At 66.5% G+C, this 20,793-nt stretch carries 15 protein-coding genes and 3 pseudogenes; 5 read left to right on the plus strand and 13 right to left on the minus strand.

Annotated elements, in window-relative coordinates; translation table 11 throughout:
• The first annotated feature begins 272 nt into the window (after positions 1–272).
• On the plus strand, positions 273–848 hold the full coding sequence (locus SSPN_RS51095) for a LysR substrate-binding domain-containing protein (RefSeq protein ID WP_148271968.1): 576 nt from the start codon (positions 273–275) through the stop codon (positions 846–848).
• Here the strand turns inward: SSPN_RS51095 and SSPN_RS43985 are convergent.
• The 4 genes from SSPN_RS43985 to SSPN_RS0115790 all read right to left on the minus strand — a co-directional run bounded on the left by SSPN_RS43985 (position 768) and on the right by SSPN_RS0115790 (position 6,416).
• Complete coding sequence (locus tag SSPN_RS43985) at positions 768–1,553, minus strand: HAD-IC family P-type ATPase (protein WP_044572958.1); 786 nt, start codon at positions 1,551–1,553, stop codon at positions 768–770. The genes SSPN_RS51095 and SSPN_RS43985 overlap by 81 nt on opposite strands.
• Entirely contained in the window at positions 1,553–4,453 is a 2,901-nt protein-coding gene (locus SSPN_RS61605) for an HAD-IC family P-type ATPase (RefSeq protein WP_148271969.1), read from the minus strand. Before SSPN_RS61605 ends, SSPN_RS43985 begins: the two co-directional genes overlap by 1 nt.
• A 63-nt stretch (positions 4,454–4,516) precedes the next feature.
• The gene (locus SSPN_RS48910) at positions 4,517–5,587 is read right to left on the minus strand and encodes a heavy-metal-associated domain-containing protein (RefSeq protein ID WP_049887599.1); all 1,071 of its coding nucleotides are present in this window, start codon (positions 5,585–5,587) and stop codon (positions 4,517–4,519) included.
• Positions 5,588–6,176: 589 nt separating this feature from the next.
• Complete coding sequence (locus SSPN_RS0115790) at positions 6,177–6,416, minus strand: hypothetical protein (protein WP_010696117.1); 240 nt, start codon at positions 6,414–6,416, stop codon at positions 6,177–6,179.
• A 292-nt stretch (positions 6,417–6,708) separates the two neighbouring features.
• Between SSPN_RS0115790 and SSPN_RS0115795 the strand changes: the two genes are divergently transcribed.
• On the plus strand, positions 6,709–7,206 hold the full coding sequence (locus SSPN_RS0115795; protein WP_203218575.1) for a hypothetical protein: 498 nt from the start codon (positions 6,709–6,711) through the stop codon (positions 7,204–7,206).
• A 139-nt stretch (positions 7,207–7,345) separates the two neighbouring features.
• Here the strand turns inward: SSPN_RS0115795 and SSPN_RS0115800 are convergent, their stop codons facing one another.
• The 4 genes from SSPN_RS0115800 to SSPN_RS54765 all read right to left on the minus strand — a co-directional run bounded on the left by SSPN_RS0115800 (position 7,346) and on the right by SSPN_RS54765 (position 13,416).
• On the minus strand, positions 7,346–8,227 hold the full coding sequence (locus SSPN_RS0115800; protein WP_237710558.1) for a class I SAM-dependent methyltransferase: 882 nt from the start codon (positions 8,225–8,227) through the stop codon (positions 7,346–7,348).
• 726 nt (positions 8,228–8,953) lie between these two features.
• A complete protein-coding gene (locus tag SSPN_RS0115805; protein WP_010696120.1) occupies positions 8,954–10,381 on the minus strand; it encodes an amidohydrolase family protein in 1,428 nt (475 codons plus the stop codon).
• 157 nt (positions 10,382–10,538) lie between these two features.
• On the minus strand, positions 10,539–12,767 hold the full coding sequence (locus SSPN_RS0115810) for a helix-turn-helix transcriptional regulator (protein WP_237710559.1): 2,229 nt from the start codon (positions 12,765–12,767) through the stop codon (positions 10,539–10,541).
• 502 nt (positions 12,768–13,269) lie between these two features.
• Positions 13,270–13,416, minus strand: coding sequence for a hypothetical protein (locus SSPN_RS54765; RefSeq protein ID WP_010696123.1), 147 nt, complete (start codon positions 13,414–13,416; stop codon positions 13,270–13,272).
• A gap of 325 nt (positions 13,417–13,741) precedes the next feature.
• On the opposite strand from SSPN_RS54765, the gene SSPN_RS43995 reads away from it, so the two are divergent.
• The 3 genes from SSPN_RS43995 to SSPN_RS44005 are packed head-to-tail and all read left to right on the plus strand — an operon-like array spanning position 13,742 to position 16,743.
• Complete coding sequence (locus SSPN_RS43995) at positions 13,742–14,635, plus strand: dihydrodipicolinate synthase family protein (protein ID WP_010696124.1); 894 nt, start codon at positions 13,742–13,744, stop codon at positions 14,633–14,635.
• A complete protein-coding gene (locus tag SSPN_RS48915; protein WP_010696125.1) occupies positions 14,632–15,369 on the plus strand; it encodes a GntR family transcriptional regulator in 738 nt (245 codons plus the stop codon). Before SSPN_RS43995 ends, SSPN_RS48915 begins: the two co-directional genes overlap by 4 nt.
• 12 nt (positions 15,370–15,381) lie before the next feature.
• On the plus strand, positions 15,382–16,743 hold the full coding sequence (locus SSPN_RS44005) for an MFS transporter (RefSeq protein WP_010696126.1): 1,362 nt from the start codon (positions 15,382–15,384) through the stop codon (positions 16,741–16,743).
• Positions 16,744–16,886: 143 nt separating this feature from the next.
• On the opposite strand, the pseudogene SSPN_RS59785 reads toward SSPN_RS44005, so the two are convergent.
• From SSPN_RS59785 to SSPN_RS0115855, 5 genes and pseudogenes are all read right to left on the minus strand, one after another.
• A pseudogene (locus SSPN_RS59785) lies at positions 16,887–17,099 on the minus strand (2Fe-2S iron-sulfur cluster-binding protein); the annotation flags it as partial.
• Positions 17,100–17,260: 161 nt separating this feature from the next.
• Positions 17,261–17,623: pseudogene (locus tag SSPN_RS62645) on the minus strand (ferredoxin reductase domain-containing protein); the annotation flags it as partial.
• Positions 17,587–18,011 (minus strand): annotated as a pseudogene (locus SSPN_RS61610) (LysR family transcriptional regulator); the annotation flags it as partial. The pseudogenes SSPN_RS61610 and SSPN_RS62645, both read right to left, overlap by 37 nt.
• Before the next feature lie 373 nt (positions 18,012–18,384).
• Positions 18,385–18,618, minus strand: coding sequence for a helix-turn-helix domain-containing protein (locus SSPN_RS62650; protein ID WP_010696129.1), 234 nt, complete (start codon positions 18,616–18,618; stop codon positions 18,385–18,387).
• Between the two features lie 284 nt (positions 18,619–18,902).
• The gene (locus SSPN_RS0115855; protein WP_029535383.1) at positions 18,903–19,637 is read right to left on the minus strand and encodes a hypothetical protein; all 735 of its coding nucleotides are present in this window, start codon (positions 19,635–19,637) and stop codon (positions 18,903–18,905) included.
• Positions 19,638–20,793 lie beyond the last annotated feature (1,156 nt).

Raw genomic sequence — 20,793 nt, forward strand, 5'->3', positions numbered from 1 at the left:
CCACTTCGAACCCACCGACGGGGTTCGTTACGATCTCGGCCGATGTTGATCGTGGTGGGTGCGGGGAGGGCGTGCGTTGCCCGCTGGCCTGCCCAGCCTGTACCACTGATCAAGGTCGCCGACCGGGCCCGTGTGGGCGATGTTGGCACTGGTCAGGCCACTGCTGGCGGTTATGCGGCGGGCCAGCTGCGGCGGCACGGTGGGCGGCATCCGCTCCGCTACTGGTGCGCGAAGGCCGTCGCGTCCGCCTGACGGCGAAAGGTGAGCTCGTCGTGGAGGCAGCGGACCGGGTGATCGCTGAGCTGGAGACGCTGCGCACTCAGATCAATCGCTCACGTGGCGAGATCTCGCAACGTCTGCGTGTGGCCTCCATGCAGACCGTCACCTTCATCCTGTTCCCCGAGGTGCTGACTCGTCTACGCCGGCGGCGTCCAGGACTGGATGTGGTGATTGTTCAAGCCGAGCCGGATGCGGCTCTTCAGGGTCTCCAGGTCGACGACTACGACCTAGTGATCGCCGAGTCCTACCCGCAGTGGCCGGTCATCTATCCGGACGGGCTCACGACAGAGATCCTGATGACCGACCGCATGCACGTCGCCGCAGCTCCCATTGTGGGTCCACCGCCCGTCGGCTGGGGGCAGGCGCTTTCGCCGCTGGCGAGTCGTTCACCGCTCTCGGCGCTCCAACGTCTTGCCTGCTCGAAGTTGTCCCGAGTCGGGCCCGACGATGGCTGTGGTGAAGGGATCTTGACGCTCATGCATGGAGGTTCACCATTGTTGGAGCAAGAGGCTGATGGCGGTGGCGGCGGTCGTTGCGCCAGCGGCGATCATCCAGCCGTGTCGGAATAGTGGGCTGGCTCCGAAGAATTGGCTCAGGCCGGGAGTTTGGACGACAGCGGCCAGTGCCACGAACGAGACAAGCGCACACGCCATGACCAGTGGTGTCCGTCCGCGCACGACCAGGGTCTGTCCGAGCTGGACGGCGACCAGCGCCACGAGCGCGACCGTGTTGGCCTGGCGCAGGGTTCCGGTCGCCCTACCCAGGATCCACGCACAAATGGCGGCCAGCGAGAGGCTGCCCCCGCCGTTGATCACACCGGTGACGACGGTGAAGCCGATCTCGCCGAGGTTGCCGCCGAGCAGGATGGCCAGCGAGTCACGCACCGATGCCCACATGGCGCGGCCTTCCACAATGGCGTCGACGATGGTCTCGATGCGGTCATCGGTGACCACGAGGTCGGCGGCCTCGCGGGCGGCGGGGGTTGCGCGCTCGCCCAGCGCGATGCCGATGTCGGCCAACCGGATCGCCGGGGCGTCGTTGGCGCCGTCCCCGGTCACCGCGACCACACGGTCGTTGCGTTGCAGGGCGTCGACGATGCGCGCCTTCTGCGCCGGGCTGACCCTCGCGAACACCGCGACGGTGGTCACTTCCGCCGCCAGTTGGTCGCCGTCGAGGGTGTCCAGTTCGGTGCCGGTCATGACGCGACGCTCGTTGAGCGCGTCGAGTTCGGCGGCGATCGCCTCGGCGGTGCTGGGGTGGTCGCCGGTGACCATCACGACCTCTGTCCGAGCTGGACGGCGACCAGCGCCACGAGCGCGACCGTGTTGGCCTGGCGCAGGGTTCCGGTCGCCCTACCCAGGATCCACGCACAAATGGCGCCCAGCGAGGCTTCGGGGCCTTCTGCCAGCAGCATCTCCGCAGTGATCGTCGGGGGTGGTCGCACCGCGATCGCCATCGCCGGGAGGATGTCGGTGAGCAGGTTGACCAGCAGCAACTGGCGGGCGTTGAGGCTGCCGCCGCCGTTGATCACACCGGTGACGACGGTGAAGCCGATCTCGCCGAGGTTGCCGCCGAGCAGGATGGCCAGCGAGTCACGCACCGACGCCCACGCTGCGCGCCGGAGTTCGGCGGCGATCGCCTCGGCGGTGCTGGGGTGGTCGCCGGTGACCATCACGACCTCGACACCTGCCTGCTGGAGCTGCGCGACGGCGGCGGCCGCAGTGGGCCGCACCGGGTCGGCCAGCGCGACGAAACCGATCAGCCGCAGATCCCGGATCCGGGACTCGTCGAGATCACTGCGGTCCGAGGCGGCCCGCTCCGCGACAGCCAGCACCCGGTAGCCCTGCCGGGCGAGGTTTTCGACAACTCGCTCGACGCCTCGACGAGCGGTCTCCTCCAACGGCACGTCGCCATCTGATCTGCGCCACCGGGTGCACTGGGCCAGCACGATCTCCGGGGCACCTTTCACACTCAGCAGATTGCCGTCGCGCCAGGTGCCGAGCACCGCGTGGTAGCCACGGGAAGGCTCGAAGGGCATCTCGTCGATCGGTACCCAGCGCTGCTTGCCTTCGGCCGGGTGCACTCCCGCGCCACGCGCGCCATCGACGACCGCGCGATCGGTGGGATGCGGGAGCAGTTCTCCGTTCTCCACCAACGGACTTGCCCGCAAGGCACCCGCGAGCACTCGCCGTTCCACTGTGGAGATTTCCTCGAGCCACCGGCTCGACGCGCCATCGGATACCTGCCGCAGCGCGATGCGCCCTTCGGTGAGGGTGCCGGTCTTGTCGAAACACAACACCTGCGCCCGCCCCAAAGCCTCGATCGTCGCGGAGTTACGCACCAGCGCCCCGCGTTTCGACAGCCGCCGGGCGGCCGCGAGTTCGGCGACGGTGGCAACGAACGGCAATCCCTCGGGAACGGCCGCCACCGCCAGGCTCACCGCCCGCCCCAGCGATGTCCCCAATGGACGCCTACGCAGCATGTCCGTGACGAGCAGAATCCCACCCGCTCCCACGCAGATCGGCACCGTCACCTTGGCCAGCGTCTGCAGGCGAGCCGCGACACCATCGGCACCTCGCCGGGCATCGGGCCCGATCGCGCTGCCTGCCTCGGTGTTCGCGCCGGTCGCGACCACGACACCCACCGCCCGCCCGGCAGCGACCGCGGTCCCCCGGTAGATCATGCACGTCCGGTCCGCGACCGGCACCGCCGGAGTCGCCGTCACCGTCTTGGTGACCAACATCGACTCCCCGGTCAGGCTCGACTCATCGACCTCCAGCCCGTCGGCCTCCAGAAGCCGGCAGTCGGCCGGAACAGCATCCCCGGCCACCAACTCCACCACATCGCCGAGCACGAGCTCGTCAGCCGGCAACTGCGTCACATTTTCCTTACGGCGCACCACAACCCGAACAACGCTGGCCTCCAGAAGCCTGTTCAAAGCGCGGTCCGCGGTGATGCGCTGCACGCCGCCGATCAACGCGTTCATCCCCAGCACGCCCATGATGATCGTCGCGTCCGCAACGGCACCGATACTCGCCGAGATCGCGGCCCCACCCGCCAACGCCGGCGTCAACGGGCTCGCCAGCTCCTCCAGCGACGCCCGCAACACACCCATCCGGCGAAGGCCCGTCCCCTCGTCCTGACCTTGGAAACGCTCGTGCGCCGCATCATCGGTCAGACCCTGCGATGAACTGCCGAGCAGCTCCAGCACCATGCCGGGGCCCATCGCATGCCAGGCAGTGCGCGGCACCGCGCGCGGAACCGGACGCCACGCGGCCTGCATCCCCCACCACGTCCCAGCGCCGAGCGCGATTGCCGCACACACGGCCACCGGAACGCCCGCACGGACCTGGCTCCCGATGGCAGGCCCGAACGCGCCGAACACCGCCCCGCTGACCGAACCGATCAACGACAGCTGCGCGCTACGCACGCTGACATAACGCGCGGTCGGGACCGTACTCAACAACGCACACGACTCCCCCAGGCTCGCGCCCGAGATCAGGTGCGCACCCCACGGAACCTCACCACCACGCGTCACACCAAGCCCGACATCCGCAGCCGCCAGTGCCGCCCGCGCCCGCGCGGACACCACACCGACCACGCTGCCCTCCCGCTGCATCTCCCGCACCACCGAAGCCAGCCGCACCCCACCCGGGACCACGCGATCAACACCGATCCGCCCCGCCAACCGGCCCCCATCACCCGCGAGAACCACCGACCCGACCTCGCGAGCTGCCGCGACCAACTCCTCAGCGAGCGGATCCAGCTCCTCGGCAGCCAGAACCCACGCGGCCGTGCGCGAATCGTGGCGCAGCGCGAACACCTCGATACCCCGACCGGCCACCTCGCGCACGTCTGGGGGCAACCGCGACCGAGCGACCGAGTACAGCGACCAACCATCACGCTGCGCGCCGACCCCCTTGGTCACACCCACGAGTTCATGCGCACGTTCCCACAACTCGACGACCGCGCGCCCCCCGTCCGCGGGAATCACGTCGTGCACCAACCGAGCACCGGTGCGCAGAACCCCACGCTGCGCGCCGACCCCCTTGGTCACACCCACGAGTTCATGCGCACGTTCCCACAACTCGACGACCGCGCGCCCCCCGTCCGCGGGAATCACGTCGTGCACCAACCGAGCACCGGTGCGCAGAACGTCCGCGCCGATCACCACCGTACGCCCCGTGTTGCCGCGCGCCTGCGCCAGGCGTTGTGTTCCGCGCTGCCCTAACCACCACTACCTCCCGCGCGCACAGATACCGTACCGAGCACCGGTGCGCAGAACGTCCGCGTCGATCACCACCGTGTCGACCCGGTCCAACCGCCGCAACACCCGGGCATCGAACACCAGAGTCGTCCGCTCCGACAGCCCGTACCCGAGCTGCGCCGCGAACGCGCCCCGCCCCACCTGCGCCGCGCGCGGCGCGCCCGCGACCACCATCGCCTGCGCACGCTGAAAACTCCGCGTCACCCCGAGCATGCCCGCGAACGCCGCCGGCCCACCCAGAGCCGAACCGTTCGCGGCGCGCTCGACCGGGCCGGCGGGCAACGGCACAGGACGCGGCCGAACCCCCACCGGCGCACTACGGTGACTGGCAGGATGCGCCCCCGTTCCGGCTTCCCACCGCGCCCAGCTCCGCCGCGCCGCCTGCGTCTCCCGCAACAGGCAGAACCGGTACCCCGATTCCGCCAGCAAACTCGCCGGACGCCGCGCAAGCGTGTTCCCCAACGCACTGCTAAACCCGAACAACAGGTCAGTGGCGGTCTTCCCGATCCGCGTTTCCAGCGGCCCCCGGACCCAGGAGGCCGACTCACCGGTCGACACCAGCGCCGGAACAGACGGCGGCAGCACGGGCAGCGGCAGCATCCGGGCCCCCACCGCGATCACAGCGCCGGTCAAGTTCGCACCCAGCACCGTCGCCTCAGCGATCACCTTGACCGGATTGTCCGGGTGGCTCACACCGACCGCAGCGAACGGTTCCTCGTCCAAACCGGTGTCCGCCTCCGCGTCCTCCACCACACCCACCAGCTCAGCGACCCCAACCAGGCCCGGATCGTGCCCGATGACCACCCGCCCCACGACAGCGTTGATCTCGACCCACGCAACACCCGGCACCTTCTCCAACCGCCGGGCGATCTGCTCGCCAGCCTCCTCAGCCCCCGGCTGGTCAACACCGCGCACCTCGACGTACGCACGCCCCTCCGACGACCACGCCCGCCGCCCGCGCCCCAAGCCCGCGATGCTCTGCGCGACAGCCACCACCGGCGCCACGATCTGCGAGGCCAACGCGCCCAAGGTACGCAGCATCGAACACACTCAGCTGTCCGACGCAAAGCCGACCGACGCCCGTGACACCCCCGCGCCGGTCGCCCCCGCAACCGGCCATTCGAGCCCCCAACCGACCCGTACCGCGCGAACCGCGTCCTCCCAACGACCCGGCATGCGAACATCGACCCGACGAAACTGTGCCACGACGGGCAGGCTGACCGCCGCGGCTCGCAACCGCGCCCCTTGTTGCCGCGCGCCTGCGCCAGGCGTTGTGTTCCGCGCCGTCCTAGCCACCACTACCTCCCGCGCGCACAGATACCGTGAGTCACGAGCGTAGGACCGACGAGCGGAAAGCGAACCTCGAAACAGCCGCACATCCGTCCTCTCCGTGGCCTGCGAGCTGATCAGCAACACCGACGGCTTCGCCACGCTGTTCGACCCGCCGACACACCAGTAGTCCCAGCGGTGGTGAATTCAAGGCCGCCTGTGTGCTCGGGTTCTTCGAAACGGCTCCGAGCATGCAGCTACGCCGGACGCAGGCAACGCAACACCTACCCAGGTTCACCTGGCCTGAGCGCCGCCGCGGCGCGCTCAGCGACGCCTAGCCCGGAACCCGCTACAAACCGGATCACTTCGACGCCGGTCCGCCGGCACGCTGCGCGACCGCGACACCCACGCCAATCGCCGCCGCCACCGGCCAGTCCATCAACCCCAACAGGGTCAGCGCTCCAAGACCACGATAGAAGGCCATCGTCTGATGGTCCGGGAGAACGCCCCGAACGGCCTCAGCCGCGCTAGCAAGATCATCACGAGTGGGAATGTAGTGATCGGGACGGTGGAACTCGGCCGTTACGCCCGGCAGACTCACCGTCGTTCCCCCAGCACCCGCCGGTTTCCGCTGCGTAGTAACCACGGCACCTCCTCAACACAGGCCCCATGCCGCATAATCGGCCTCGCACGGACTCAAAACCGCCCAAACCGACCAACCGGGCAACACGATTTTATCTCTGAACACGAACGTCCCCGCGCCGAGACGGCTGGAATACGGGCTGCCGCCGGACCTGAACCAGTCAGGCGTTGTGCTTCAACAACGTTGCTGTGCACCCACCTGCTCGGGTTGGCCAACCGTGTGGACGCAACGCCGGCTCCAGTGACTGCTGGTGATCACACTCGTTGATCATGATCGTCTGGACTGCGGTTTGATCAAGGCAATGTTCCCGCACCTGGCCGGGGTGCGGGAGCGGCTGGTGCGCCGGTTCGCGGAGTTCACCAACGAGTATCCGTGGCGGTGGACACCGTCGCATGTGGACGAATGGTCGCAATCACCGACCGGAGAACGGCATCTCGCGCCATCCACAATCCGCGCCTACCAAGGCAGTCTCAGGCTGTTCAACGAATTCCTCTGTGACAGCCGGTATGGCTGGGCGCTGGCGTGCGAGGCGTCGTTCGGGCCGGACGAGTACCCGGTGGCGAATGTGCACGAGTGGAACTCACTCGCCCATCTCCAGTCCTATGAGGGCGATCCGGACGACCGCCCGTTCACCCGCGATGAGCTGCAGCGGTTCCTTGACTACGCCACGACCAAGTCGACCGCGCGGTTCGCGCGAAACGCAACGGCGCATTGGCAGCCTATCGAGACGCGACCTTGTTCAAAGTGATGTATCGCTAGGGCTTGTTCGCCGGGGCCCTACCCGCGTGCGCTCCCGCGATTTTTTGAGTTTGTGCAGTTCAGAGGACGATGTGGGAGATGCTAGCCGTCGCGACAGATGTGGTCCAAGTAGGCGCGGCAGGCAAACCTCAGCGGCTCGCGTGCAGTATGCGGCTCGCGCGCAGTGCGCGGGGTGGTTCGCCCTCGAAACCTGCGGATCCGTGGAGGTAGCCGGCGATGAGGTCCGGGGCGGAGTGGTCTTCGATGCCGGTGAACCCGAGGGCGTGAAGCTGTGCGGCGATGTCGTCGGTTGTGAAGTAGCTGAACAAGGGTTCGCCGGCGCCGGCCAGCCGATCGGCACGTGCCCGCTGGTGCGCACGGTCCTCGTCGGTGGCCGCAGGCTGCAGGTAGTCGAAGACCACCTCGACCGGCTGGGCTTGACCAGCGATGTATTCGAGGGTGGCGTGGGCGGCGTTCGCGGTCAGATAGAAGACAACGCCGAGCCACACGAATACTGCCGGGTCCGTCCGTTTGAATCCGGCGGATTCCAATCCAGTTGCCAGCGGCTGGGTTTCGAAATCGACCGGTACGAAGGTCAACGTCTCAGGGCGGTCGATCCCTGCGCTAGCAAGGCGTTCGCGTTTCCATGCTTGGGTGGCGGGGTGGTCGACCTCGAAGACGCGCAAGTCCGGGCGCGGATTGCGATAGGCGAAGGTGTCCAGGCCCGCGCCGAGGATCACGACCTGCCGTACACCATCGGCGATGGCCGCGGCCACGGCGTCCTCGGCGAAGCGGGCACGGGCGGCGAAGAACAGGCGGCGGGGCTGATCGATTGCCCCGGCGCCGAGGTGATCGGTTGTGGGCGTGGCCAATTTGGTCAGTTCCTCTGCGGTGACGCCGAGCAGACGTACCGCCAGGGGGTCGGTGAAGATCTGTGGTCGGTCAGCGATCTGGTGATAGGCGCGGGCGTACGCGGTAGCGAGCGCTGTCCGGCTGGGTCCGCCGTTCTCCATGTTCAAGAACTTACTCACGAACGCGGCGCGGGCTCTATGAACTCACTCACGCCCGCTTCACAAAGGAGCACGCGAACACGATCCGTAACCACAGCTGGCCCTCCTTTAGGGCGATTGCCACGAGTCGACAGGCAGGGCTCGAACCCTGTTATCGGGGCTGGGTTGATGTGTTGAGCCGGGTCATGAGTTCGCGGTTGGTGGCCCCGGCGCGGCAAGATCGCCGGCGCGTTCGTCGAGTTGCTGTTGCTGCGGCAAGAAACGACAGCTCGGCCGACCGTTCAACGGTCACGGTGCGTTCGGACCGCGTCCTGCCACCACACCTGACGGTCTTTGTCGTCACCGGGCCCTCCCCATTGATGTGGCCGCTGATGCTCGAATGCGCACGAGTGGTCAGTCAACGCCGGTTCCCGCAGCCCGCCTTCCCCCCGGAAGACGGCGCGTTCCCGCACGGCAGCCCCACGCGTTCACGGGGACGATCATCGGTCCACGAGGCGAATACCTGCTCCGTGCAGGTGGAAGCGGCTATTCCAGGGGCCCGGCCGTGGTTGCTCGAATCGGCGCTCGCACGCGGCTGACGGTGGGCGCGGCATGATGAGCGACCGTGCTGCTGCGACTGGCCTTGCCTATGCCGATAACCTCGTCCGTGCAGGTCACACAGCAGCGTCTGACGGTTTTCCGGTCGAGCCCGGCCAGCCGGGTCACCTCACGCAGCGAATGGCGCGCCAGCCACAGCTGGCTTGGTTCTCAGCGGTTGAACACCGGTAGCTCGGCTGGAGGTTGCGGGATGAATCCGCCGTGCTGGGCCATTTGGTCGTAGAGATGACCGTGCGACTCCGCGAGCGTTGCAAGCGCTCCGTTGACGTCGACGTGCACCAGCCGGCCGTTCCGCTTGACCACCCGCCCATCGACCAGCACCGTGTGCACGTTGCCCGAGTTGGTCTGCGCAATGATCGCGCCACAAGGGTCGTGGCGGTTCCAACCGGCCTGGCTGATGCCTGACATGTCCAGCAATACGATGTCGGCCCGCTTGCCCGGTGCCAGGGTTCCTGTCACGTCGTCGACGCCCGCGGCGCGGGCACCGTTGACCGTGAGCCACCGTAAGGCGTCGCGCGTTTTCCACCGCATGACCGTGGGCAGTGTCGACCGCGCGTAGTCTTCTTGATCGTCCCTCCATCGGGTCACCTGTAGGACGAGCCGTGCGTGCGAAATCATGTCGCCGCAGGTACTGCTCGTGCAGTCGATGCCGAGGCTTGGCCCCGGCGTGTTCTCGGTGGCCTCACGAATGACCGGGAATCCCATGCCCATCTGCATCTCGGTCTCGGCGCAAACCGAGATCATGGTGCCGGTACCCCGCAGCAGGTGCCATTCGTTCTCAGTGCTGAATGTCCCGTGCACCAAGAGAAGGTCGCTGCCGAGCATGTTGTGGGAGTGCAGCGCCTCGATGTCCTTGAACAGGTTGCGCGCGATGACTTGGTTGCAGTGGAACGTGATGCGTGCGCCGAGCTCGCGGGCCAGCTCGAATTCCTGCTTGACGTCCCCGAAGGGAGCGATGGCTAGTTCCTGCGGGGCGATGCCGAAGCGCAGCAATTGTTGCTCGCTCGGGAAGTACTGGGCGCGGATTTCCCGGGCCAGCCGCGCCCGCCGGGCGAAGTCGCCTTCTTCCACCGACTCGTCCAGCCCGCCTTTGGTCTCGGACCACGTGTTCGACGTGATGGGCAGGAGGCCGTGGCCGTACAGCGCGCGCACGCCCGCGTCGCGGAGTCCAGCGACCGCGGCGTGCGCGTGCTCGCCGGTGACGATGTTGTGGCAGTAATCGACCAGCGTGGTCACCCCCGAGTTAAGGCAATCGAGGCCACCGAGGTAGTTGCCCGCATACATGTCCTGCGGGCGGTACTTCGTCGCCATCTGCAGCCGGAATCCCCTCAGGTAGTCGAGGATGTTCCCGTCCGCCAGAATGCCCCGGAGCCCGGTTTGCCAGGTGTGTCGATGGGTGTCGACCATGCCCGGCATGGCGATCATCGACGAGGCGTCGATTCGCTCGGTGTCGCCAACGTTGAGGTTCGGCCCGATCTCGACGATGACACCGTTGTCGACGAGGATGTCGGCTCGTTCGAAGTCGCCGAGAACGTCGTCCATCGTCACCACGGCAGCGTTCTCGATCAGTGTGCGCATGGCCAAGTGCTCCTCTCCGCGCGGTGGGCATCGGATGCCGTCCTCAAGCGGTCCCGTTCGGTCGTTGATCGACTGTGGAGAAGAGGCTGTGGAGAGGGGCCGTCTCGCAGACGGGGCAGCTTCTACTGGTCCACGCCAATCCGAAAACCGGCGGTTGTCAGTCGCATCGTCGCGCGGTCTTCTGTTGAATGACCCAGGTCGCGATTTGCGTCCGAGTGGTGAAGCCGAGTTTGGTCAGGATGTGCTCGACGTGGGCCTCAGCGGTGCGGCGGGAGATCACCATGATGGCGGCGATTTCTTTGTTGGTGGTGCCCTGTGCGACCAGCGCTGCTACCTCTCGCTCGCGCGGAGTAAGCACCGACGCGTGCGTTTCTTCCGTCCTGGAGCTTGCTGGTTCCCCGGCTTTGCCCGGATTCCGTATCCATGCGATGGCCTCGTCGAAGTCGAGCTGTGTGGCGTGGTGAACGCCTTTCTGAAACGTCTCGTCGCCGAGTGAGCTACGTGCTACTGCCTCGTAGTGGTCGTGTAGGCGCGCAACATGTTTGTGGCCGGCGAGCGACGCATCGACGTTCTTTTTGATCGTTTGGGACACGCCGAACAAGGTCGCAGCCCGTGCCGGGTCACCGTCTGCGCTGGCTATGCAGGCCAGAATCTCAACGCACAACGCGATCTGAAACTGCTCATGGAAGCCGAGCCGCAGGCGAAGACTCTCCAGTTCCGCAGCATTGGCTTGCCGGTAATTGCCCGCTAGTAGGTCTGCTATTCCCTTCGCCCACAGGGCAAGCGATCTCATCCACTGTTCGCTGTAGGTCTCCTTGACGGCAGGGCACCCGCGGAACAGGGCAGCGGCGCGCTCATGATCACCAAGGAACGCGACTGCCAACGCGAGCTCGATCTGATCGTAGGCGGCGGCAGCGTGATCGCCAATCAGCCGATGCTTGGCGAGAGCGTCTTCGAAGAGCGCGCTCGCCCGCGCCGGATCTTCGTTGAACAGGGCGGTGAGCCCCGAGATCTGCGCGACGTAGGCCGCCCCTGATTGGTCGCCCAACTCCGCCGCCAGCGCGCTCGCCTGCTCGAGAAGGGCTGACCCGGATGACGCGTCGTTGAGCGCGGCATTCAGGTACCCGTCGACGTAGAGAGCTTTGACACGTACCGGATCGCGCTCCATGCTGAGCGCCAAGAATCGATCCAGCCAACGACGCCCCTCGTAGACATGCCCGCTGCTGAGCCAGAAGAATCGGAGGGAGGAAGCGATCACCAAGCCTGCTTGCGATTCGCCGGGCTCGGAAACCGAGAATGCAAGTGCCTCGCGCAGGTTGGCGTGCTCGGCCCGTAGCCGGGCGAAGACCGTCGTGTGTCCGGCGCTGAACCATTCTGCCTCGGCTTGGGCGGCGAGGTGCCGGTAGTAGTGCAGATGCTTGCGACGGACGATGGTGGTCCCACCGAGTTCGGCGAGGCGGTCCCGGCCGTATTCCCGGAGTGTGTCCAACAGCCGATAGCGGGTCTTGCCGGGATACCTTTCCGCGGTCACGATCGATTTGTCGATCAAACCCACGAGCAGATCAAGTACCTCGTCGGTCCCGATGCCGTCGCCTGAACCGATCACTTCGGCGGCCTCCAGATCGAACCCTGGACCGAACACGGACAGTCGTGCCCACAGAATTTGTTCGGCGGTGGAGCACAGCCGGTAGCTCCAGTCGACCATGTTTTGCAGCGTCTGCTGACGGGTCGGCGCTGTCCTGTTTCCGTCAGTCAGCATTTGAAAGCGGTGGTCGAGGCGGTCCACGATCTCCTCTGTCGTCATGAACCGAAGCGCGACTGCGGCGAGTTCGATCGCCAGTGGAATGCCGTCTAGCCTACGGCACAATCGCATGACGACCTGGGCGTTGTCCGCGCTGACGGCGAAGGTTCGATCCACCGCTTGAGCTCGCTCCTCGAGCAACGCAACCGCTGCGTATCGAAGGAGAGTCGCCCGTTCCGGAGATCCTGCGCCGTCCGGGGGGACCGAGAAGGGAGCCAGCTCCAGGACAGCCTCACCGGCAATGCCCAGGGGTTGCCGGCTGGTGGTCAGGATCCGCATCAGCGGGCAATGTTCGAGCAGCGAATGCGCGAGCTGCGCGCACCCATCCAGAATGTGCTCGCAGTTGTCCAGCACGAGCAGGAGCGGGCGGTCACGAAGACGGTCCGGAAGCTGCGTCAATGGCGTCGTCCCAGACTGATGTTGCAGGCCGAACGCAGCGGCTACGGTGGCGGAAACGAGTTCTGGATCGTTCAGACCGGCAAGCTCGATGAACCAGACACCGCCTGGGAATGACCGCTCCAGCAGCGCACCCGCCCGCGATGCCAACCTGGTCTTGCCCACACCACCGACGCCTGTAATGGTCACTACCCGTGAGGAGCTTAGGAGTTTCCGCACGTCGACCAACTCGCGCCGACGCCCCACAAAGCTCGTAAGTTCCACCGGTGGACGGGTCGCGTGCCAGGTGGGTACAGCCACCGACATGATCGATTCAGCTTAGCCGCTCCTAACGGGCAGGTCAAGCGAAACCGGTGGGGCTCGAATATTGGATTTTGGGTCGATCTGGGCAATGGTCGGTGGGCGGCTCAGGAGGAGATTCCGTACTCGGGTGAACCCGTCGAGGATGGGTCTGCGGCGAACCTTGTAGTCGGTCCCTCTGGCAACGCCCCCCTGCTCTTCGGCATCAGCACGAAGGTAGGCACATCGGCAATCCGGCACAGTCCGAAAGCGTTCGCAGGACGACGCATCATGAACCACAGCACGAGGGCGTGCGCCGCCGTACACGACACGCGTTATCCCGTAGACGTCGGTGAACGCGGGCTCGGGATGATCCCGAGCAGCACGGTGGCCGCAGCGCAGGCGGCCAGGATCATGACGGTGCGGCCGCGAGCGCTGGTGTGGCGCTGGCGGCCATCGACAGGCGCGCCACCGCCCACGACAGTACGAACAGCTCGTAGGTCGGGGCGTAGGCATCCCGACGATTGGTAGGCACGGCCAGGACCGACCCGGCGGTCATCACCGCACGAGGACCGCAGCGGTGCCCCGCGTCCGCCCGTTACGGCAAAACCCTGTGTGACGCCTCCCCCGGCCTGGCATCAGCGCCCTGTCCGGGAACACGCACGAGATGAGACGCCGCGACCGAACCCGGCACGCCGACCGCGAAGGTCTTTCTGGTCCCGCTACCTGCCTACTTCGTCTTCCGCGATCCCGAAATAGTCCCCACGGCGGACCTGTTGACGACGTCCAGGACACGGCGTAGCTTCAGGACCCCGCTGACATGTCAGAGAGATTTCAAGACCAATGTTGGCCGGCGCAATCGATCTTCTTCCCGAGGAGAACCTGTGAACCTGACCCTGGACGGCGTGCTCGCGTTCCCGGCCACGCCGATGGACAACGCCGGCGATCGCCTCGACCTGAACGCCTACGAGAGCCTGCTGGGCTGGATCACCGAGGGTGGGGTGCACGGCATCATCCCGCTGGGCAGCACCGGCGAGTTTGCCTACCTCGACCCGGACGAGCGACGCTCGATCGCCGAGGCGACGGTGAAGACGCTCAGCGGCCAAGTCCCAGCCATCATCGGGGTCTCCGCTGTCACGACCCGCGACGCCGTCGCCTACTCCCGCCATGCACAAGACATCGGCGCCGACGGGATCCTGCTGAGCATCCCGACCTACTACGCCCTCGGTGCCGAGCAGGTGCTGGCCCACGTCCAGGCCGTGGCTTCGAGCACCGAGCTTCCTCTGATCCTCTACAACAACCCGTTCACCTCCCAGGTCGACCTCACCACCGACCTGCTGGAGAAACTGGTGGAAAATCCGACGCTGGTCGCGGTCAAGGAAGCGACGATGGACGTCAACCGAATCCCGCTGATCCAGCAGACCGTGGGCGACCGGTTGAAGGTTCTCGGCGGTGGCTTCGACCCCTACGCATTGCCCGCGTTCGTCGCCGGCGCCCGAGGATGGACCACCGGGATGGCCAACCTAGTCCCCCGGCTGTGCGTGCAGCTGCACCAAGCCGCGGTGCAGGACCGCGACCTCGACCGGGCACAGCAGCTCGACCGTGCTCTCGCGCCACTGGCCAACTTGCTGGTCAACAACAACCTCAGCGCCGCGGTGAAGTGCGGTCTACGGCTCATCGGCCGCCCGGCCGGTGCGCCGCGCCCGCCCCTGCAGCCCGTGCGCCCCGAGGTCGAAGAACAGCTGCGCACCGCACTCGCCGCACTGGACCAGGCATGACCGACGACCTCGACGCTCGTGGTGTCAGCGGCCGCAACTATCGCGGCCGGCTCGGCATCGTCGGCGTCCCAGCGACCTCACAGTCCGACGCGGCCTACGACGCGATCAAAACCGACATCGTGCAGTGCGTGATCCCACCGCGCGCCCGCCTCACCGAAGCCGAACTCGCCGACCGCTACAAGCTCGGGCGGGCCTCGATCCGCGTCGCGCTCAACCGCCTCTACCAAGAGGCGCTCGTCGACGTCCTGCCCCGCTACGGCTACGTCGTCGCCGGCGACGACGAACTCGGAACTCGTGATCTCTACCAGCTGCAGCTGGTCCTCGAACCCACCACAGCCCGGCTCGCAGCCGGGCGGGTCGACGCCAAGCAACTGCTCGATCTCGATGCCCGCTGCCGCGACGCCAAGACCGTACGCACCCTCGACGACGCCACCCGGTTCCTGCACGCCAACACCAACTTCCACGCCGCCGTCGCCCTCGCATCGGGCAACGCCCTCATGACCCGGTTCGTGCGGATCCTCTTCGAGCGACTCGAACGTCAGATCTACGCATCCGGCAAGGCCGTCGAAATCGTCACCAACGTCGCACACACCCACGAGGAGCTCGTCGAGCTCCTGATCGAGGGCAACGACGACGCCGCCGAGGCCGTAGCCCGCCAGCAACTCGCCGACAACCACCAGATCATCACCGAGACCATGACCGGCCGACGCCGGTCCAGCCCGAAAGAAGCCTAGGAGCGCCACACCGTGAGCACATCCACCAATGAGTCAACGGTTCCCGCCCGTCCCGACCCCACAGCGAAACGCCGGGTCCTGCTGTCCAGCCTCGCCGGCACGACCATCGAGTGGTACGAGTTCTTCATCTACGGGCTCGCCTCAGCCCTGGTCCTCAACAAGGTCTTTTTCCCGTCCTTCGACTCGGTCGTCGGCACCCTGCTTTCGTTGTCGACATTCGCCGTCGCGTTCGTCGCCCGCCCAGTCGGCGCGGCTATCTTCGGTCACTTCGGAGACCGCCTCGGCCGTAAGAACGCGCTGGTCATCACCCTCACCATGATGGGTGGTGCCACCTTCCTCATCGGTCTCCTGCCGACCTACGCCACGATCGGTGCGCTCGCCCCGATCCTGCTGGTCCTATTACGTCTGGTGCAGGGCCTGTCGCTGGGCGGCGAGTACAGCGGCGCCGTCCTGATGTGTGTTGAGCACGCCGGCCCACGACGGCGCGGACTGTTCGGCGCCATCGTCAACTCCGGCTCGGCACTCGGACTCATCGTGTCCAACCTGGTGTTCATCGCAGCCTCGGCGATCGCCGGACCCAGCTTCCTCACTTGGGGCTGGAGGCTGCCGTTCCTGGCCAGCGCCGTCCTGGTCGTGCTCGGCCTCGTCGTGCGGCTTAAGGTAGAGGAAAGCCCCGAGTTCGTGCAGATGCGTTCGGACACCGACAGCCGTCGCGCACCCATCGTCGAGACCTTTCGCAAGCACCTGCGCCCGGTCCTGCTCACCGCCCTGGCCTACATCGCCGCCGGCGTCACCTTCTACATGGCCGCGGTGTTCTCCCTGGCCTACGGAGGTGCACATCTCCAGGTCGGCAACAGCACCATCCTCACCCTCGTGCTGCTGGCTTACTTGTTCAACTCCGTTGCGATGCCGTTCTTCGGCTGGCTGTCGGACCGCTGGGACCGGCGCAAGATCTTCCTGATCTCGGCAGCGCTGCTGCTGCCCACCCCGTTCATCTGGTTCGCCCTGCTCGAAACCCGCAACTACGGGCTCATGCTCCTCGGGTTCATCGTGCTGTTCATCCCGTTCAGCGCCAACTACGGAGTCCTGCCCACCTACTTCTCCGACAGCTTCCCCGCCCACATCCGCTACACCGGAATGGCCATCGGCTATACCCTCGGCACCATCCTCAGCGCAGCCGTCGCCCCGCTCATCGCAACCGCCCTACTCGCCGCCACCGGCGGCTGGACCGCCATCGCGGCGTACATGGGTCTGTCCGCGATCATCTCCCTCATCGCTGCCTTCTTCCTCCACGAGCAGCGCCCCACGGCGCAGGCTCCCCGGTCCGAACCCAACGCAACTCCCACGCTCGGCGGCGAAGCAGTACCGGCCTGACACCACCGAGATGGGGCGAGCGACATGCCCGGGCTGTTCTGGAAGCTGAACTCCGGAAAAGGCACTCGCTGATGTGTCAGCTGTTGGGCATCGGCCGTAAGACCGGGGTACCGGTGGGAGCTCCGCGCTGATGTGGACGCCTGTCAGAGGTCGAGAACCAGTTTCGCCGAGCGTGATCTGCTCACGCAGATCAGCATCGTCTCGTTGCTCGCTCTGTCGCTTTCGGACAGCAGGGAGTCGCGGTGATCCGGGATTCCTTCCAGCACCCGGGTTTCGCAGGTGCCGCAATAGCCCTCGGCACACGAGGACAGCACAGTGGGGGCGACATCGGAGACCACGTCGAGCACGGACCGGTCGGGGGGACGGTCAGCGTAATACCGCTGGCTCGCAGCTCGACCTCGAACTGAGCGGAGTCCTCGGGGGTTGGCGGTGGTGGCGTACTGGCCGGGGCCCCGAACCGTTCCACGTGCAGGTGCTTGGCGAGTCCCGCGGCCTCTGTCACATCAGACATCGCCCGCAGCATGCCTTCCGGTCCACAGCAATAGAAGGCGGCTTCGTCCGGCGCTTGCGCGACATACGCGGTCAGATCCGGCAGGCCATGCTCGTCCTGTGGCTGGACGTCGACCACACCGCCGGGCATCCGCATGAGCTCGGGCAGAAACGCCATGCTTGTCCGGGCCCGGCCACCGTAGAGCAGAGACCACGACTTTCCCGCTTTCGCGACCGTTCTGTTCATGGGGAGGATGGGGGTGATCCCGATGCCACCGGCGACGACAGCGTACGCGGGTGCGTCGACGAGCCCGAAGTGGTTGCTGGGCCGCCTCGATCTCGAGGTGCTTACCCACCGAGATCGAGGCGGCCAGCGCGCAGCCTCTCGCACTGCTCCGGGGTGAGCAGATCCGCGTGAACCCCCAGGACCACGCCCGGCAGTTCCCGCTGCACCGTGCGCGCGATGCCGGGCAGAGGTGAGAACGCCGCCGTGCCGGTGAACCCGATCCGCACGAGCCCCAGCCGGCCATCGGCGATGCGCCGCACCCCGCGCACGCTTTCGTCGACCGAACCGAGGATCCGCCGCGTCTCCGCGAGCAGAAACTCCCCTGCCGGCATCATCGACACCTGCCGGCGAACAGTGAGACACCCAACTCTGCCTCCAACTGGCGAATCGCTTGCGACAGTGCGGGCTGCGCCATGTGCAACCGCTCGGCCGCGCGGCCGAAGTGGCACGTCTCGGCCACGGCTGCGAAGTACCGCAGCTGACGCAGCTCCATCGCCGCACCTCCGTCTGGTCGACTCACCGTACGTCGGGATATTGAGTCAGCACAAAGACAAGTTTCGCGCCGATTGGTACGGACAGTCAATGAATCACCCAGGGACCGGGCTGCGGTGCCCTGCGCGAGTTCGAACAGTTTTACAACTCCCACCGCCCACACCAGGGCATCGCGAATGCCCGCCCGCTACGTCCCTTGCCCGCGCCAGTCGTCGATCCGCAGCAGCCCGATTCGCTCAACATAGATCGACGCGACCGGCTCGGTGGCATCCCTCACGAGTAACAACGCGCAGCATGACCTTCACGGAGGGCGTTTTCGGCAAGGGCAGCGTTGTGGATTGACAGGGATTCGACGACCGCCGGGCGGTGATCGATCAGCGGGGACGGCGGGCGCGTTGCCGGGCGCGGGCGTGCGTCAGGTCGCCGTCGTAGCTGCGGTCGTGCGCGAGCGTGTTGCGGCGCCCTTCCCGGCTGATCGTCGACGGTGAACGTCCCAGGTGTGACGCGATCTCCCGAACACCCAAGTCCTGTCGGCGCAGCGTGGCGATCCGTTGCCGTTCCAGCTGTGACAGGAACCGGCTCGACCGAGCGTCCTCGGCCGAGGACACGGGCGGGAGTCCGCCGTTCTCCGCTCGTCACCGATACCCGGTCTTACGCCCGATCCCCAACAGCTGACATGCCTCGACCGTGCCTACCCCGCAGGCCAGCAGACGCCAGTACTCCGACTCAAGATCCAACCTGCGCTTTGGCCGCGCCTCGCCATCAACACGCCCTTCATGATCATGTGTTGCGACATGCACTAGAACCGCCCGGAAACAACAGGTCAGTATTCAGCCGGAAGCGACACTTCCTCAACCGTCTCGGCCTCACCCTCGTTTTGAGCCCGCAGAACTTACCCACCCAACTCCTCCCGAGGGATCCCACGCCGCCGAGCTCGTTTCTCTTGTCCTGTATCAGGATCCTGCTGACCGGACGCGACCGCACCATCCCCGCCCGACGCCGGGTGAGTCGGAGGCTGGACCGTCGACGGCCTCGCCTGGGACTCACCCGGATACACCTCCCCCGACGCCCACTCCGAGGATCCACCGCCCATCAGCCCGCGCTGCCCAACACCCTCCACAGACGACGGCAGACCCTCAGCACCACGCACCGGCGGCTGGGCAGTGCGCCGCAGATCCGGCGCGCCCTCCAAACCCACCTCCCGCACCCTCGCCGCCAGCTCTTCAGCACGCGCCTGCACGGCCTCACCGGCCTCCAGCTCGGACAGACCATCCCGCGAGGCTCGATGCAGCGTGATCGCAACCTGATCCACCACCAAATCAAACGCCACCCGCTCCGGCGGCTTCACACCCACAAACACCGGAGCGAACAACAACGGACTCACCCACTGCGCAGCGGCCAACTGCAGCCTCGCCACCTCGACATCCGACCACCCCTCCGACTCGGCAAACCTCCCCCAATCCACCGGCGACAAACCCAGAACGCCACCAACATCGCCCTCACCAACACCCCTCTCCGCCACCTCAACCTCCGACCACCCCTCAACCTCAGCAAACCTCCCCCAATCCACCGGCGACAAACCCAGAACGCCGCCAACATCGCCCTCCCCAACACCCCTCTCCCACACGAATGCATCCCCGGCAGCCGCAAAATCAGCAGGCCAGTCATCCAAAACCCCACGACCAACCGGATCATCCGACGACCCAACCCACATCTCACCCAGACCCACCGAATCCTCAGCACCCCCAGAACCCCCCAAAAAAACAAACCCAGCCCCCACAACACCACGCCACGCAACCCGCCAAGCCTGATTTTCAACCCCGACCCCCTGTGTACGAAGCCATTTCCGTCCTGCCTCAATCGTCGTGGCTCGTCCCTCGGTTTGAGCCCGCACAACCCACCCAACCAACTCCTCCCGAGGGACCCCGGGCCGGTGAACCCGCTTATCCGTCCCGGACGCAGCACGCCACGCAGCCAGCCAAGCCTTATCTCCAACCCCGACCCCCTGTGTACGAAGCCATTTCCGTCCTTCGTCAGCCGTCGTGGCCCCTCCCTCGTTTTGAGCCCGCACAACCCACCCACCCAACTCCAGACGGATCCCGGACCGGTGAACCTGCTTCGCGTTCCCGCCCGCAGCAAGCCATGCCTCCCGCCAAGCATTTTTCTTAACTCCGCGATTCCACCGCCGAATCCGGCGGCACCGCAGCCTCACCCCACCGATGCGCATCCCCACGCCCCGCAACCGAATCCACACCAGAAGACCCGCCCTGACCGGTCACACCATCCACCGAGGACTCATCGCCCGGGGACACCGCTTCGCCGTTGAGATCCGCTACCGCCCCAGAGCCAGATCGGGGTGAGACAGTGTTCGGTAGCACGGCATCCGAGGGCGTACCAGGACCATCCACACCAGACACGCCATACACCCCGGACACCGGATCGCCACCGGAAACCGGACTGTACTGCGGCGGCGGTGTCACCGACCTGCCCGAACCGAAATCTCCCGTCGCATAGCCATAAGACGGTGGCGGAGTACCCGGCCGGTCCTGCCCAAAATCTGACACGCCCGGGACACCGGCAGCTGGATTCCCGCCCGTCACGCTGCCACCCGCACCACCCCTACCGCTGCCATCGAACCCGCCCTTACCGTCCTTACCCGCCACGCCACCGGAGGCCGGACCGGAACCGGACACCACCAGGTCTCCACCGGAGGTCACCACCCCGGTATCCGATACCGCGAAAACAGAGTCCACATCAGACTGCTTCAAGCCATCCGAGCCATC

Origin of the sequence: Saccharopolyspora spinosa NRRL 18395 (genome assembly GCF_000194155.1) — a bacterium.
Lineage (GTDB): Bacteria > Actinomycetota > Actinomycetes > Mycobacteriales > Pseudonocardiaceae > Saccharopolyspora > Saccharopolyspora spinosa.

Excerpts from the sequence above, each read along its gene's own strand:
- SSPN_RS43985 (WP_044572958.1), bottom strand. The coding sequence starts at position 1,553 with ATGGTCACCGGCGACCACCCCAGCACCGCCGAGGCGATCGCCGCCGAA.
- SSPN_RS48910 (WP_049887599.1), bottom strand. The coding sequence starts at position 5,587 with ATGCTGCGTACCTTGGGCGCGTTGGCCTCGCAGATCGTGGCGCCGGTG.
- SSPN_RS0115805 (WP_010696120.1), bottom strand. The coding sequence starts at position 10,381 with ATGCGCACACTGATCGAGAACGCTGCCGTGGTGACGATGGACGACGTT.
- SSPN_RS54765 (WP_010696123.1), bottom strand. The coding sequence starts at position 13,416 with ATGACCGCCGGGTCGGTCCTGGCCGTGCCTACCAATCGTCGGGATGCC.
- SSPN_RS48915 (WP_010696125.1), top strand. The coding sequence starts at position 14,632 with ATGACCGACGACCTCGACGCTCGTGGTGTCAGCGGCCGCAACTATCGC.